Source organism: Clostridium sp. AF02-29, assembly GCF_934835585.1.
Lineage (GTDB): Bacteria > Bacillota > Clostridia > Lachnospirales > Lachnospiraceae > Otoolea > Otoolea fessa.
In genome coordinates, this window is sequence record NZ_CAKVZK010000002.1 from 1 (window position 1) to 12,895 (window position 12,895).

Sequence of the window (12,895 nt, forward strand, 5' to 3'; positions counted from 1 at the left end):
TGTCGCAAGCGACCGCGCTCGGCGCGAGAATGTGCCAAGGCACATTCTTTTTTATCGGATGCTATAAAAAACCAGAAAATATACCGCCATCAGGATCACTAGAAATCCCGCATTTGCAATCGTGAACCAGCGGAAGTAGATTCCTTTTTTCTCTGGGCAGGAGCGGACGATATATTTGTAAGAAATAAGACTCGCCATGGATGCGATCAGGGTGCCGAGACCGCCGAGGTTAGTTCCGATCAGAAGGGAAACTCCTTTTTCGGTAAATCCGGACAACAGGATGGCGGTCGGAACGTTGCTGATTACCTGGCTGGCCAGAACGGAGACTATCACTTCGTGTCCCGTGATCATACTGGAAAGCAGGGAGCTTACCGCAGGAATGTGTTTCAGATTCCCGATGAAGATGAAGAATCCGATAAAAGTCAGGATGAGAGAGTAATCTACCTGACAGAAGATCTTCGGGTCTGCCAGACAGCCAATCGCCAGAATGCAGATAAACAGGATTGGAAGCGGCAGAAGACCGGCTACGGTGCAAAGGCACAGGAAAAACATTCCCAGACAGCAGAAAAGGCAGCGTTTAGGAAAGGTCTCATCGGAGGTTGTATCTCTACCGGCTGTATCGAGTGAGATAGTCTCCCTTGGTGTAAACATTGTGACGAGCAGCAGCAAAACCAATGAAAGCAGCGAAAATGGACCGATGCTCCGGATGAATGTATCAAGTGAAAGCTCAAAGTGGGAATACAGATACAGGTTCTGGGGATTCCCCACCGGAGTTGTCATGCTGCCGAGATTGGCTGCCAGTGTCTGGCAGACGACAACCGGAACGATCCGGTCTTTGCGGTTTACCATCCGCAGTAGTTCCAGAGCAAATGGAACGAAGGTAATTAAGGCCACATCGTTGGTGATCAGCATGCTGGAAAAGAAACACAGAAGAATCAGAAGCTGTTCCAGCTGCCTGAGTGAATGGATTCGAAGCAGCAGTAATTCCCCGAGCTGTCGAAAGAAACCGATGTTTTGGAGACCTGTGGTTGCTGTCATCAGGCCAAAGAGCAGGATCAGTGTGTGCAGATCCAGATATCCCAGGTATCCGGCAGACGGTGGTATGATAAACATGGAAAGGACAGCCAGAGCCAGGGCGATGGTTAAAACAGTATCCTTTTTGAGAAAAGAACTTACTTTTTGTATCATGGTAAAATACTCCCTTGAAAAAGAAAAAGTGTAACTGTGGCCAGTAACGAAAATAGCGGAAACCCTCGTGAAAAGGTTTCCGCTATAAAATAAAAAGAGCGCGAGACGGGACTCGAACCCGCGGCCTCGACCTTGGCAAGGTCGCGCTCCACCAACTGAGCCACTCGCGCATTTCTGAAGCATCGCTTCAACGAGTTATATAATATCATAGGTCGGTTAATTTGGCAAGCGTTTTTTTAAAAAAAATCAAAAAATATAGAAAATTCATTACTGTTCACGGGTAGGCACTTTTGAAACCGGGAGAACCGTATGAAACTGATCAAGTTTTCATATTTTCCACTGGATGTGTTCCCACGGTCTGCACAAACCCGATGATCTGTCCGGACAGGAGTACCGTGAGGATGGAATATACCATGCGGTTTAACGGAATGTAGCTCAGTGAAAGCACCAGTACAGCAAAATCGGACAGGAGGTAGATCCACTGGATTTTGATGTGCGTCACGTGGGAAAGGCTCATCGCAAGCGCATCGTCTCCGCCCGGGGCACCGCCGATCCGCACGCAGAGCCCGGCACCGACGCCGACGAAGACCGCGCCGATCAGGGATGCGGCAAGCGGCATATCGGCAAGCTGCGGCCACAGGGGCGGAAACTGCTCACAGATGCGGTAAGACAGGGAGAAGCTGGCGCTGGAAAGAATGGAGTAGGCGATGAACTGCCTCCCCAGAAGTTTCCATCCCATCGCGTAGCAGGCGAGGTTCATGATGAAGCCGGACACGGATGGGGAGATATGGAACCAGTGATCAAGCAGAAGCGTCATTCCTAAGACACCGCCCTCGGTGACACCGGAAAAGGAATGGACGTGGTACAGGCCAAATGCCAGAAATGCACTTCCAAACAGTGCAATCAGGCAGGATTTTAGTTTTAAATCGAGGGAATGGAATAATTTCAGCAAAATAACAGGCTCCTTGTGAATGATTTACATATAAATAAAGGTTTTTCTATTCTAGTATGGAAACGGATTTGTGTCAAGATGGGCGGACTCTCTGCAGAAATGATGCAAAACGGGAGAAAGCAAAAAAAACATGTGGATTTACGGTTTCCATGAGCGTGAACAGCAGCCGTGTGAAATGTGAAAACGAAAAAATCCGGGTGGATTCATAGACAAAAATGTGGGATGTGCGTATACTGGAAGATAGGAAGACGGAAAGGGGAATGAAAACATGGTAGAAAATCATCCGGACATCCGGAAGCAGGAATACCGCGGAATTGCCTGCCTGGTGCTGTCTGCGTTCTGTTTTGCGCTGATGAGTATGTTTGTACATTTGGCGGGCGATCTGCCGTCGATGCAGAAGAGTTTTTTTCGCAATCTTGTGGCGGCGCTGTCAGCGGTTGTTTTGCTTTTGCGGGCGGGAGAGCCGTTTCGTATCCGCAGGGAAAATCTGCCGTATTTTCTGATGCGGTCAATTTTCGGCACGATGGGAGTGCTGTGTAACTTTTATGCGGTGGATCATCTGGTGCTGGCGGACGCATCGATTCTAAATAAAATGTCGCCGTTTTTTACAGTGCTGTTCAGCTGGCTGATCTTAAAGGAAAAAGTTATGCCAATTCAGCTTTCGCTGATCTTCGGTGCGTTTCTCGGCAGTATATTTGTGGTAAAGCCGACATTCTCCAATCTGGCACTTGTGCCGTCGCTGCTGGGCTTTTTCGGCGGCATCTGCGCGGGCGCGGCGTACACGATGGTGCGGAAACTGGGAGAGGCAGGAGAAAAGGGACCGGTGATCGTGCTGTTTTTCTCGGTATTTTCCTGTGTGGTTGTGCTGCCGTGGCTGATTTTTGACTATCATCCGATGACCTGGCAGCAGATGGGGATCCTGCTTTTGGCGGGCTGCGCGGCGGCAGGCGGACAGTTTGCGATCACGGCGGCATACCGCTATGCCCCGGCGAGCCGTATTTCCATCTACGATTATTCGCAGCTGATCTTCTCGACGATGCTCGGTTTCTTCATTTTCGGGCAGGTGCCGGACGGCTGGAGTTTTCTCGGATATGGAATTATCTGTCTGATGGCAATTTCCATGTTTGTATATAATAACCGGAAAAGAAAGAATACTCAAAAGCAGGCACTTTTGGAATCGAAAGAGCTGTCAGATGTAATAAAAATGTAAGGGAAAGTACCCGCCGATATGGTTTACAAGCGATGCCAAATTATATATACTGAAGATAAAGTCGGAGTGGTTTTCGTGTTCAGAAACGTGAATTTCAGGAACAAAAGCTGGGTTGCCGACACAGCTCGAAAATGGGTTATAGATAGGGCAGAAAGTTATATAGGGAAATACGACATAAGCCCGACAGCAGACAGGAGGAAACAGGGATGAAAAAATTAGCAACCGCACTTGTGAGTGCAGCAGCCATTATGACGATGTCAACAACCGCATTTGCAGCCGAAAATCCGGCGGAGGTATTTGACCGGGTGATGGAGAAGAACAATACGATTCAGTCCGCGGAGATTCAGAGCGGCGTCCATTCGGTCATACTTGCAAAGGATGTCATTCCGGACGGTCAGATGAAAGTTGATATGGCGATGCATGCAGAGATGGATATGCAGGATACCACCGATCTCAAGTACCTGGCACAGGTCGCTTCCTCGATTCTGGGACAGGACAGCTATTCACAGGTTTTTTATACGGACGGCTACTATTACGTAGATGCCAACGGTGTCAAACTGAAATACCCGATGCCATTAGAGCAGATCATATCCTCCGTCCAGACCGGAGTCAACACCAGCAATATGGAATCCAGCTATATGAAGGGCATTTCCTTAAACGAGGTCAATGGAAAACGTGTGCTGGCATATGAGGCAAATCCAAAGAAGCTAAACAAGAACGTCAAAGAAGCCCTCGGAACCGTGATGAACACACTCGGCACCGATATCAATCTGGACATGAACATCCAGGAAATGAAAGGCGCTTACGTGCTGGATGACAACGATTACATTATCTATATGACAAACTATATCGTATACAACATGGAAGTCCTCGACCAGCCGATGACCTGCATTACTCTGATGGAGACCGAAGTCCAGAACCCGGGCGAGCCGGTCGTAGTGACACTTCCATCCACGGATGGCTATGAAGACTTAATCGGTTTATACGATGGAGTCATTGAAAGCGAAGTAGAATAAAAAAACAGACAAAAACAAAAATAGACAATCAAAAGCCAGCCGAGCAAAGCAAAGGCTGGCAGGTAAAAGCGATCCATAACATAACAAGAGGAAAGTGGCGTCCGGGAATCTGTAGAGCCAGCGTTCCCGGACGCCTCTTTCCGCATCACGACAATCAATCAATCTATTACTGCATCTCATCCTCAATCATCCGATATCCAATCCCAATCTCTGTAAACACATACTGCGGTTCTGCTGGATTCTGTTCCAGTTTCCTTCGAATATGTGCCATATTCACGCGCAGAATACTGTTATCATCGTCCGCATACGGCCCCCAGATATTCGAAATAATCGTATCATACGTCATGACCCTGCCGGAATTCTGCGCCAGCAGGGAGATAATCTTAAACTCGATCTGCGTCAGATGGACATCCTTTCCATCAACCGATACCAGATGTTTTTCAAAATCGATCGTCAGTCCCTTTGCATGGAATGGGCGCTTATAAAGCGGAGAATCCGTGTTTAGGCGGTTGCTGTGGCGCAGGGCAGTCCGGATGCGCGCGAGAAGCTCGGAGGTGCCGATCGGCTTGGTCAGATAATCATCCGCGCCGAGGTCGAGCGCACGTACCTTTTCCTGTTCCTGCGTGCGGGCGGAGAGGACGATGATCGGGACGCTGGACCAGGTGCGGACCTGGCGGATGATCTCCATGCCGTCCATGTCTGGAAGCCCCAGGTCGAGGAGAATCAGATCCGGGCACTGGGACGTGATGATCGGAAGTGCTTCTTTTCCCGTGTGTGCGGTGGAAATGCGGTAATCCTGTGCGGACAGGGAGGTGGAGATGAAGTCGCAGATGTTTTTTTCATCTTCTACTAATAAAATAGAAAGTTTATGTGTCATGTTATTTGTCCTCCTTTGGAAGGGTAAAGTAAAATTCGGCACCGCGCGTGTGGTTGATTGCCTTGATTTCGCCGCCGTGGGCGAGAATGATCGTTTTACAGATGGAAAGCCCGATTCCCATGCCCTTTCGTCCATCCGGCGAAGTGCTGGTCGTCGAAGAAGAGCCGTCAAAGATGGTTGCCAGCTTCTCCGGCGGGATGCCGACGCCGTAATCGCGCACGTGGAAAACCGCATAGTCGGAAAGTGATTCCACATAGCACTCGATCGGCTCGGTGCTTTCAGCATGGACAACGGCATTTTCCAGCAGGTTGATGAGAACCTGTTCGATGAGGACGGCGTCCATCGGGACCATCAGGAATTCCTCCGGCACGCGCACATGGATATTGGCGTCTGGAAGTCTCTTTTTTAAGCGGATCATCGCCTCGGAGAGAACTTCCTCGACCGGTTCCGAGGTCTTAGTTACCTTTGCCGTCTCATTGTTGATACGCGTGACGGAGAGCAGGTTTTCAACCATGTTTAAGAGCCAGTTAGAGTCCTCAAGAATATGGCGCACCAGTGCATTTTTCTCAACCTCCGGGAGACTGCTGCCATTTTCCAGATATACGGTACTGGAACCGATGATGCTGGTAAGCGGGGTGCGGAGGTCGTGGGAGATTGCCCGCAGCAGGTTCGCCCGCATCTTTTCTTTTTCTGCTTCCATCAGCATCTTTTCACGTTCCGCCAGCACGCGTGCCTGCGTTTTCATGTTGCTTGTGATGGCGCTTGTAATGCTGGAAATTGAAAACATTGCCACGAAGGTAATCGGATAGCCGGCCATCGTGAAATCCAGCGCGAAATACGGATACGTGAACAGAAAATTGACGCAGACGACGCCGACAAAGGAGGAGAACAGGCCGAAGCTGTATCCGTCCGTAAAACGCGCTACCAAAAAGACCGCCAGAATGTAGGTCAGCGCGATGTTGGCAGTCGGGTTTTTGAGCGCATGAAAAAAGCAGAACGCGATGGTCGTGGCGGTACCCATGAAAAACAAGGTAAGTCCCCAGCTTTGTATGTATGTCGGAAGCGCACAGAATTTTTCGACGATCGGGCGGGTCCGGAACCAATTTTTTAAGGCGTCAATTTTGGATGGATGTGTTTCGCCGCCATTGGAAATGCTGGTATCCGGAGAGCTGGATTCGGCTGAGCCTTGAAGGCTGCTGGTTGATTCTGTTTTCGGGAAGGTTTCATTGGAAGTTCCAGGAACAGAAGGTTTGCTTGAATGTTTCATTAAATAAAGAAAGTCTCCTTTCAAAAAATTCATTTGGATGCTTCTATTATACAATGTTTCTTCTGAAAAATAGAGAGGAAGACTGTTAAAAAGTTGAAAAAATCGTGAAAATTTGGGATAAAAACAGAAAGACGGTGGACGGAGGAGAAAAATCGCGTTACTGGGCACACATGTGTGTGAACAGGAACATGATTATTGAGAATCTGGTTGGATAAGGGCGATTTCATTGCATTTTCAGCGTCAGTGTGTTAAACTCCAAACAGTCTCCCGATTGAGGGAAGCAGGCTGACCCGCCTGTTAGAGAGTGACAAACGGGCTGCCGGAGTGCAGGGCGAAAGGAATGAAAATAAGATGAAAAAATTAGGAAGAAATGATCTGTGCTGGTGTGGAAGTGGAAAGAAGTACAAACATTGCCATGAGGCATTTGATGAGAAGCTGATGGAGGCGGCGGATGCCGGACACCAGATTCCGGATCACGACATGATCAAGACCCCGGAGCAGATCGAGGGGATCCGCGAGAGCTGCAAGATCAATGTGGCAGTTCTGGATTATGTGGCTGAGCATATCAAGGCTGGCGTCACAACCGAGGAGATCGATCAGTGGGTATATAATGAGACGACCCGCATGGGCGGAATCCCGGCGCCGCTTGGCTATGAAGGATTCCCGAAGAGCGTGTGCACATCCATCAATGATCAGGTCTGCCACGGCATTCCGTCAGCGGATGTCGTATTAAAGGATGGCGATATCATCAACGTGGATGTTTCGACCATTTATCACGGCTATTATGCGGATTCTTCCCGTATGTTCTGCATCGGAAATGTCAGCCCGGAACATAAAAAACTGGTGGACGTTGTCAAAGAGTGCGTGGAATTAGGTCTGGAGCAGGTAAAACCGTGGGGCTTCATGGGCGATATGGCGGAAGCGGTCCAGAAGCATGCGGAAGAAAATGGTTATTCTGTGGTTCGAGAGATCGGCGGTCACGGCGTTGGTATCGAGTTCCATGAGGATCCGTGGGTTGGCTATATTGGTCAGAGAGGCACCGGTATGATGTTTGCTCCGGGTATGATGTTCACGATCGAGCCGATGATCAACGAGGGAACCGAGGAGGTATTCGTGGATGGCGACGACGACTGGAGTGTATACACGAAGGATGGAAAAGCATCCGCCCAGTGGGAGATCCAGGTGCTGGTAACTGAGGATGGTCATGAGGTGCTTTCCTGGTAGCTTGCAGAGTACATAAAAAGAGACGGCGTCAAACCGTCTCTTTTTTGTACCCAAGGTGGGCGTTCTTCACAGCCGAAGGGGGATAAAAAACTGTGAAGAAATATCTATATAAAGGAAATTGTTGTTAGTCGAGCCAGATAACAATTGCGCGCATTTCTTAGTGCCATCTGCCTCATTGATGTTATGCCATTATAATACTGGATAATTGTGTCCATATTTTGACCAATATCTAAAATAAATCTAAACGAGTATTACATAATTCGAAACTTTTTCGGAACTGTTTATGAGGCTGGCGCGCTTGAATTTTTCTTGTCGATTTCTTGGATGGGGTATATAATAAATCTGGTGATTAAAGGGGGGCGGCCTGACTGAATAGAAACCGCGTCCAGAACAAAGCAATTAAGAAGAAAGTGGCAGGAATTATATGGAAAATTTTTTATTTGCATTTAATACAGTCCTTCCGTTTCTGCTCTATATCGCATTTGGATATGGAGTCAGGATGTCGGGGCTGGCGGATGAGGATTTTATGAAGCGCCTGAATAAGGTGATCTTTCAGGCATTCTTTCCGATTCTGATGTTTAACAACCTGTATTCCATTCCGGAGAGAATGACATTAAATCTGCGTCTGGTGGCAGCCGCCATTATCAGCGTGCTGCTTTTGCAGGCGGTTCTGCTTGCTGTGGTTCCGCGTCTGGTAAAGGAAAATGAGCGGCGCGGCGTTATCATCCAGGCGATTTACCGCAGCAATTTCGTCCTGTTCGGCATTCCGCTGGCAACCAGCGTGTTCGGTGAGGAGGGAACACTGCTGGCGACGATGATGGTGGCGATCGTGATTCCGGTCTACAACATAACGGCGGTCGTGATTCTGGAATTGTTCCGGGGCGGCAAGGTCCCGGTTTCCGTTTTGATTAAGAATATCCTGAAAAATCCGATGATCCGCGGCGCACTCATGGGCTTTATCTTCCATATGTTAGGGATTAAATTTCCGGTTTCCGTGGAAGGACCGATCAAGCAGTTTGCCAATCTGACAACGCCGCTGGCCCTGTTCGTACTGGGCGGAACGCTGCATTTCAATGCGATCGGCGGCAATCTGAAATATGTGGTTCCGTCGATGACCGTCAAGATGGTGATCCTGCCGGCAGTGATTCTGGCGGTTGCGACGCTGCTCGGCTTTTCCGGTGTGGAACGTTTTGTTTACTTTGAAATGTACGCGACTCCGGTTGCGACGGCGTCCTATGCGATGGCGCAGAACATGGGCGGCGACGGCGAGCTGGCGGGACAGTTTGTCGTGCTGAGCACGGTCGCCTCGGTTGTGACGATCTTTTTGTGGGTCTATTTCCTTAATTCGATCGGATGGCTCGTATAAAAATAAATATATAATAGGGGACTGCCAGACAGTGGTTTGTGGAAGAGCAACAATTGTCTGGCAGCTTTTTTTGTGTAAACAAACACTGTTTTTCATGAGAACCGAAATTTTTTTTCATAAATTAAGATGTATGTATAATCTTTTCAAGATTAAAACATTTAATAGACAAAACTGATTGAAAAAGTTATAATAGTATACAAATGCGAGAAAACTTATTTATTTTCCATGTGCTTTTGATGCTTCGAATCAGCGAATTGTATGGAATGGGAGGATGTGAAACATAATAAGGATATTGCATTATTTCTGAAAAAAATTAGGGGAAAAGGTGGTGGTTCAATGATCAAGGAGACGATCCAGGCGGTCGAGGACGCAGAGGCGAAGGCATCGGAACTGGTCGCGCAGGCTTCGGAGGATGCACGTCGCGTTAAGGCGGAGGCGGAGGCAGAAGCGGATCGAATGCTCGCAGATGCACAGAAAAGGGGGAAAGAAGCAGCTGCGAAGCAGGAAGAAGAACTGACTCTCAGAGGGGAGGAGTACGTAAAACAGGCACTGGCAGAAGCCGAGGCGGAGTGTCAGACGCTCAGAGAGACGGCGGACAGACGGAAACCGGAGGTGGTTGACCGGCTCATAGCGGAACTGGTCTAATGAATGGAGGGATGTAGATATGGCAGTATTGCAGATGCAAAAGCTATGTATCTGTGCCCTGAAGAAGGACCGTAAGTCCCTGATGGAGTTTCTGCAGGCTGCCGGAGTGCTGGAGCTGACAGCGGAGGCGGAGCCGGACGAGGTATTTAAGCGGATGGACACGCTGGAGGATCGACAGAAGTTTGAGCGGAATGCGGCGACGGCGGACCGAGCATTGGAAGTGCTTGCCGCGGTGGTTCCGGAGGAAACATCGATGCTTGCTGGGCTTGCCGGAAAGCCGCTTGCAAAGGCAGGCGCGTACCGGGAGACGGAGGCGAACGCAGAGGCGCTTTTAGGTCAGGCGGAACGCATTTTGAACCTGCAAAAGCAGATCACGGAGGAAAAGACTGCGGCGCTTAGACTGCTGGCGGAGGCGGAAAGCCTGAAACCGTGGCAGAAGCTGGAGATTCCACTTGCGTATCAGGAGACGAAACGGTGTGCTATCTTAGTCGGCGCGGTCGGCGGAGGCGCTTATACGCAGGAAGAAATTTACGCTTCGGTGGCAAAACAGGAGCCGCAGCTTGAAAAATGGGAGCTGGAGGTTGTCGGAAGCGACGCCGACCAGACCTGCATTGCGGTAATTTGCCTGAAAGAGGACGAGGAGAAGCTGGAGACAGCACTCCGGTCGATTGGATTTGCCCGTCCGGCGCGTCCGGTGGAGGAAGTTCCAGCAGCTTACGCTAAGAAACTCAAAGCGCAGGCGGCAGAGCATGAGGGACGCGCGGCAGCGACGGAAGAAGAACTGAAACAGTGCGCTTCGGCGCGGGAAGATTTGAAATTGTTATCCGACTATTACCGCCTGAGGGCACAGAAGTATGAGGCGCTCGGCGAGATCTTACAGTCGGAAAAAACGTGTATGATCACGGGATTTATCCCGAAGCGCGATGCGAAAGGACTGGAGGAGAAGCTGAATAGCCGGTTTGAACTTGCAGTGGAAAGTTCGGATGTGCCGGAGGATGAGGAAGCACCGGTGCTTCTCTCCAACGGAACCTTCGCGGCGTCGGCGGAGGGCGTGACCGCATCCTTTGGCTTACCGGCGAAGGGGGAGATGGACCCGACCGGCATCATGGCAGCGTGCTATGTATTTTTGTTTGGTCTGATGCTTTCAGATGCGGCATACGGATTTATTGTATTTTTGATGTGCTTCCTGGCACTTAAGAAATTTCCAAGGATGGAAGAAAACCTGCGGAAATCACTGCGGCTCTTTATGTACTGTGGACTTTCGACCCTGTTCTGGGGCGTCATGTTCGGCGGTTATTTCGGAGATGCGGTGGACATCGTGAGCCGGACGTATTTTGGACATACGGTGACAATACCGGCGCTCTGGTTTGTCCCGCTAAATGACCCGATGAAGCTTTTGGTTTATTCGATGTTATTTGGCGTGATTCATCTATTTCTGGGGCTGGGACTGAAAGGATATATGCTCTTAAAGGATGGCAAGGTTGTGGATTTTATCTGCGACGTGGTACTCTGGTACCTCCTGCTTCTGGGGCTGATTCTGATGCTGCTTCCGACGGAACTGTTTGGTTCCATCGCGCAGATGAATATCGTATTCCCGCCGGTGCTTAATTCGCTGGCAAAGGGAATGGCGATCGTGGGCGCGCTGGGAATTCTGGTGATGTCGGCACGCGACAAGAAGAATCCGATCCTGCGGCTGGCGCTTGGCGCATATGATTTGTACAATATTACCGGATGGGTGTCGGATGTGCTTTCCTACTCGCGCCTTCTGGCGCTCGGACTGGCAACCGGCGTTATCGCATCGGTTATCAACCAGATGGGAAGTATGGTTGGAAATAATGTATTTGGTGTGATTGTATTTATACTGGTATTCTGCTTCGGACACCTGTTTAACCTGGCGATCAACCTGCTCGGCGCGTATGTGCATACCTGCCGTCTGCAGTACGTCGAGTTTTTCGGAAAGTTCTATGAGGGTGGCGGAAAGGCCTTCCGTCCGTTTAAGCAGATAACAAAATACGTGGAAATCAAGGAGGATTAAATATGAGCGGAATTGTATTTGCATTGTTGGGAGTTGCAGTGGCGGTTATTCTTGCAGGTATGGGTTCAGCCTACGGCGTAGGCGTGGCAGGTCAGGCAGCAGCCGGAGTCGTAACCGAGGATCCGGATAAATTCGCGAAGGTGCTTCTGCTCCAGCTGCTTCCGGGTACCCAGGGTATCTACGGTCTGCTGGTTGGTTTCATCGCTCTTTCTAAGATTGGTCTTCTTGGCGGCGGCGCTGACATGAGCATGTCGATCTCCCAGGGACTCTTATATCTGGCAGCATGCCTTCCGATCGGCGTGGTTGGTCTGGTATCGGCGAGACATCAGGGAAGAACGTCGGTTGCTTCCATCGGTATCGTAGCGAAGAAACCGGAACAGTTTGGTAAAGCGATGCTGTTCCCGGCGATGGTTGAGACCTATGCGATTCTGGCACTTCTGGTTTCGATTCTGGCAATCAATGCACTGTAATCTGGCACGGCGGAAAGAATCAAAATCAGTTAAGGAGTGAAGCGTATGAATGGATTAGATAAGATTATTGCTCAGATCCTTGACGATGCAAAACAGGAATCGCTTGCGATTCGGGAAAAAGCAGCCGGTGAAGCGGAGACGACTCTTGCGGCAGCCGGTGAAAAGGTAAAAAAGCTGGAGGAAGAGCAGGCGAAATCGGCGGCGCAGCGTGAAAAAAGCTATGAGGAACGGCTTCGTTCTTCGGCGGCGCTAAAGAAGCGCCAGGCGATCCTTGCGGCAAAGCAGGCGATCATCGAGGAAATGCTTGCGGCGGCATATAAGGAGCTGCTGGCAAAGCCGGATGAGGCGTATTTTGCATGGATGGAGCAGCTTCTTTCCCGGTTCGTGACGGATCGGGCAGGAGAAATCTATGTTTCAAAACGTGATTTAGAGCGGATGCCGGATGATTTTCCGGCAAAGATAGAGAAGACGGCGCAGGAAAAGGGCGGAAGTCTGGTACTGAAAAAAGAACCGAGGGAGATCGACGGGGGCTTTGTTCTGGTGTATGGCGGTGTCGAGGAAAATTGTTCTGCCGGGGCGTTGTTTGCGTCGCAGCGGGATGAGCTGGCGGACAAGGTACATGCGATGCTGTTTGGATAACGGCGG

At 49.9% G+C, this 12,895-nt stretch carries 12 protein-coding genes and 1 tRNA gene; 8 read left to right on the forward strand and 5 right to left on the reverse strand.

Features of this window, described 5'->3' with window-relative positions; all coding sequences use genetic code 11:
• Positions 1 to 51: 51 nt before the first annotated feature.
• From PUQ60_RS00765 to PUQ60_RS00775, 3 genes are all read right to left on the reverse strand, one after another.
• Positions 52 to 1,188 carry an SLC13 family permease gene (locus PUQ60_RS00765; RefSeq protein ID WP_273401079.1) on the reverse strand — a complete coding sequence of 379 codons (1,137 nt, stop codon included), beginning with the start codon at positions 1,186 to 1,188 and terminating at the stop codon, positions 52 to 54.
• 97 nt (positions 1,189 to 1,285) lie between these two features.
• Positions 1,286 to 1,358: transfer RNA gene (locus PUQ60_RS00770), tRNA-Gly, on the reverse strand.
• 149 nt (positions 1,359 to 1,507) lie between these two features.
• The gene (locus PUQ60_RS00775) at positions 1,508 to 2,140 is read right to left on the reverse strand and encodes a YitT family protein (protein WP_273380464.1); all 633 of its coding nucleotides are present in this window, start codon (positions 2,138 to 2,140) and stop codon (positions 1,508 to 1,510) included.
• A 268-nt stretch (positions 2,141 to 2,408) separates the two neighbouring features.
• Between PUQ60_RS00775 and PUQ60_RS00780 the strand changes: the two genes are divergently transcribed.
• Both PUQ60_RS00780 and PUQ60_RS00785 read left to right on the forward strand, forming a co-directional pair.
• On the forward strand, positions 2,409 to 3,350 hold the full coding sequence (locus PUQ60_RS00780; protein WP_022359219.1) for a DMT family transporter: 942 nt from the start codon (positions 2,409 to 2,411) through the stop codon (positions 3,348 to 3,350).
• A gap of 206 nt (positions 3,351 to 3,556) precedes the next feature.
• Complete coding sequence (locus PUQ60_RS00785) at positions 3,557 to 4,366, forward strand: hypothetical protein (protein WP_273380467.1); 810 nt, start codon at positions 3,557 to 3,559, stop codon at positions 4,364 to 4,366.
• A gap of 166 nt (positions 4,367 to 4,532) precedes the next feature.
• On the opposite strand, the gene PUQ60_RS00790 is transcribed toward PUQ60_RS00785, so the two are convergent.
• A complete protein-coding gene (locus tag PUQ60_RS00790; protein WP_118523443.1) occupies positions 4,533 to 5,243 on the reverse strand; it encodes a response regulator in 711 nt (236 codons plus the stop codon).
• A 1-nt stretch (position 5,244) separates the two neighbouring features.
• On the reverse strand, positions 5,245 to 6,510 hold the full coding sequence (locus PUQ60_RS00795) for a DUF4118 domain-containing protein (protein WP_273380469.1): 1,266 nt from the start codon (positions 6,508 to 6,510) through the stop codon (positions 5,245 to 5,247).
• 351 nt (positions 6,511 to 6,861) lie between these two features.
• Here PUQ60_RS00795 and PUQ60_RS00800 point away from each other — a divergent pair, with 351 nt between their 5' ends.
• The 6 genes from PUQ60_RS00800 to PUQ60_RS00825 all read left to right on the forward strand — a co-directional run bounded on the left by PUQ60_RS00800 (position 6,862) and on the right by PUQ60_RS00825 (position 12,889).
• The gene (locus tag PUQ60_RS00800) at positions 6,862 to 7,734 is read left to right on the forward strand and encodes a methionyl aminopeptidase (protein ID WP_022358671.1); all 873 of its coding nucleotides are present in this window, start codon (positions 6,862 to 6,864) and stop codon (positions 7,732 to 7,734) included.
• Between the two features lie 424 nt (positions 7,735 to 8,158).
• The gene (locus PUQ60_RS00805; RefSeq protein ID WP_273380471.1) at positions 8,159 to 9,100 is read left to right on the forward strand and encodes an AEC family transporter; all 942 of its coding nucleotides are present in this window, start codon (positions 8,159 to 8,161) and stop codon (positions 9,098 to 9,100) included.
• 273 nt (positions 9,101 to 9,373) lie between these two features.
• The gene (locus PUQ60_RS00810) at positions 9,374 to 9,745 is read left to right on the forward strand and encodes a hypothetical protein (protein ID WP_273401077.1); all 372 of its coding nucleotides are present in this window, start codon (positions 9,374 to 9,376) and stop codon (positions 9,743 to 9,745) included.
• A 19-nt stretch (positions 9,746 to 9,764) separates the two neighbouring features.
• On the forward strand, positions 9,765 to 11,780 hold the full coding sequence (locus tag PUQ60_RS00815) for a V-type ATP synthase subunit I (RefSeq protein ID WP_273380475.1): 2,016 nt from the start codon (positions 9,765 to 9,767) through the stop codon (positions 11,778 to 11,780).
• A 2-nt stretch (positions 11,781 to 11,782) separates the two neighbouring features.
• The gene (locus PUQ60_RS00820; RefSeq protein WP_022358667.1) at positions 11,783 to 12,250 is read left to right on the forward strand and encodes a V-type ATP synthase subunit K; all 468 of its coding nucleotides are present in this window, start codon (positions 11,783 to 11,785) and stop codon (positions 12,248 to 12,250) included.
• 45 nt (positions 12,251 to 12,295) lie between these two features.
• The gene (locus tag PUQ60_RS00825) at positions 12,296 to 12,889 is read left to right on the forward strand and encodes a V-type ATP synthase subunit E (protein WP_273380478.1); all 594 of its coding nucleotides are present in this window, start codon (positions 12,296 to 12,298) and stop codon (positions 12,887 to 12,889) included.
• The last annotated feature ends 6 nt before the right edge of the window (positions 12,890 to 12,895 follow it).

What these genes read in the sequence shown, in the direction of transcription:
- PUQ60_RS00765 (WP_273401079.1), bottom strand. Translation starts at nt 1,188, where the DNA reads ATGATACAAAAAGTAAGTTCTTTTCTCAAAAAGGATACTGTTTTAACC.
- PUQ60_RS00780 (WP_022359219.1), top strand. Translation starts at nt 2,409, where the DNA reads ATGGTAGAAAATCATCCGGACATCCGGAAGCAGGAATACCGCGGAATT.
- PUQ60_RS00785 (WP_273380467.1), top strand. Translation starts at nt 3,557, where the DNA reads ATGAAAAAATTAGCAACCGCACTTGTGAGTGCAGCAGCCATTATGACG.
- PUQ60_RS00790 (WP_118523443.1), bottom strand. Translation starts at nt 5,243, where the DNA reads ATGACACATAAACTTTCTATTTTATTAGTAGAAGATGAAAAAAACATC.
- PUQ60_RS00795 (WP_273380469.1), bottom strand. Translation starts at nt 6,510, where the DNA reads ATGAAACATTCAAGCAAACCTTCTGTTCCTGGAACTTCCAATGAAACC.
- PUQ60_RS00800 (WP_022358671.1), top strand. Translation starts at nt 6,862, where the DNA reads ATGAAAAAATTAGGAAGAAATGATCTGTGCTGGTGTGGAAGTGGAAAG.
- PUQ60_RS00805 (WP_273380471.1), top strand. Translation starts at nt 8,159, where the DNA reads ATGGAAAATTTTTTATTTGCATTTAATACAGTCCTTCCGTTTCTGCTC.
- PUQ60_RS00815 (WP_273380475.1), top strand. Translation starts at nt 9,765, where the DNA reads ATGGCAGTATTGCAGATGCAAAAGCTATGTATCTGTGCCCTGAAGAAG.
- PUQ60_RS00820 (WP_022358667.1), top strand. Translation starts at nt 11,783, where the DNA reads ATGAGCGGAATTGTATTTGCATTGTTGGGAGTTGCAGTGGCGGTTATT.
- PUQ60_RS00825 (WP_273380478.1), top strand. Translation starts at nt 12,296, where the DNA reads ATGAATGGATTAGATAAGATTATTGCTCAGATCCTTGACGATGCAAAA.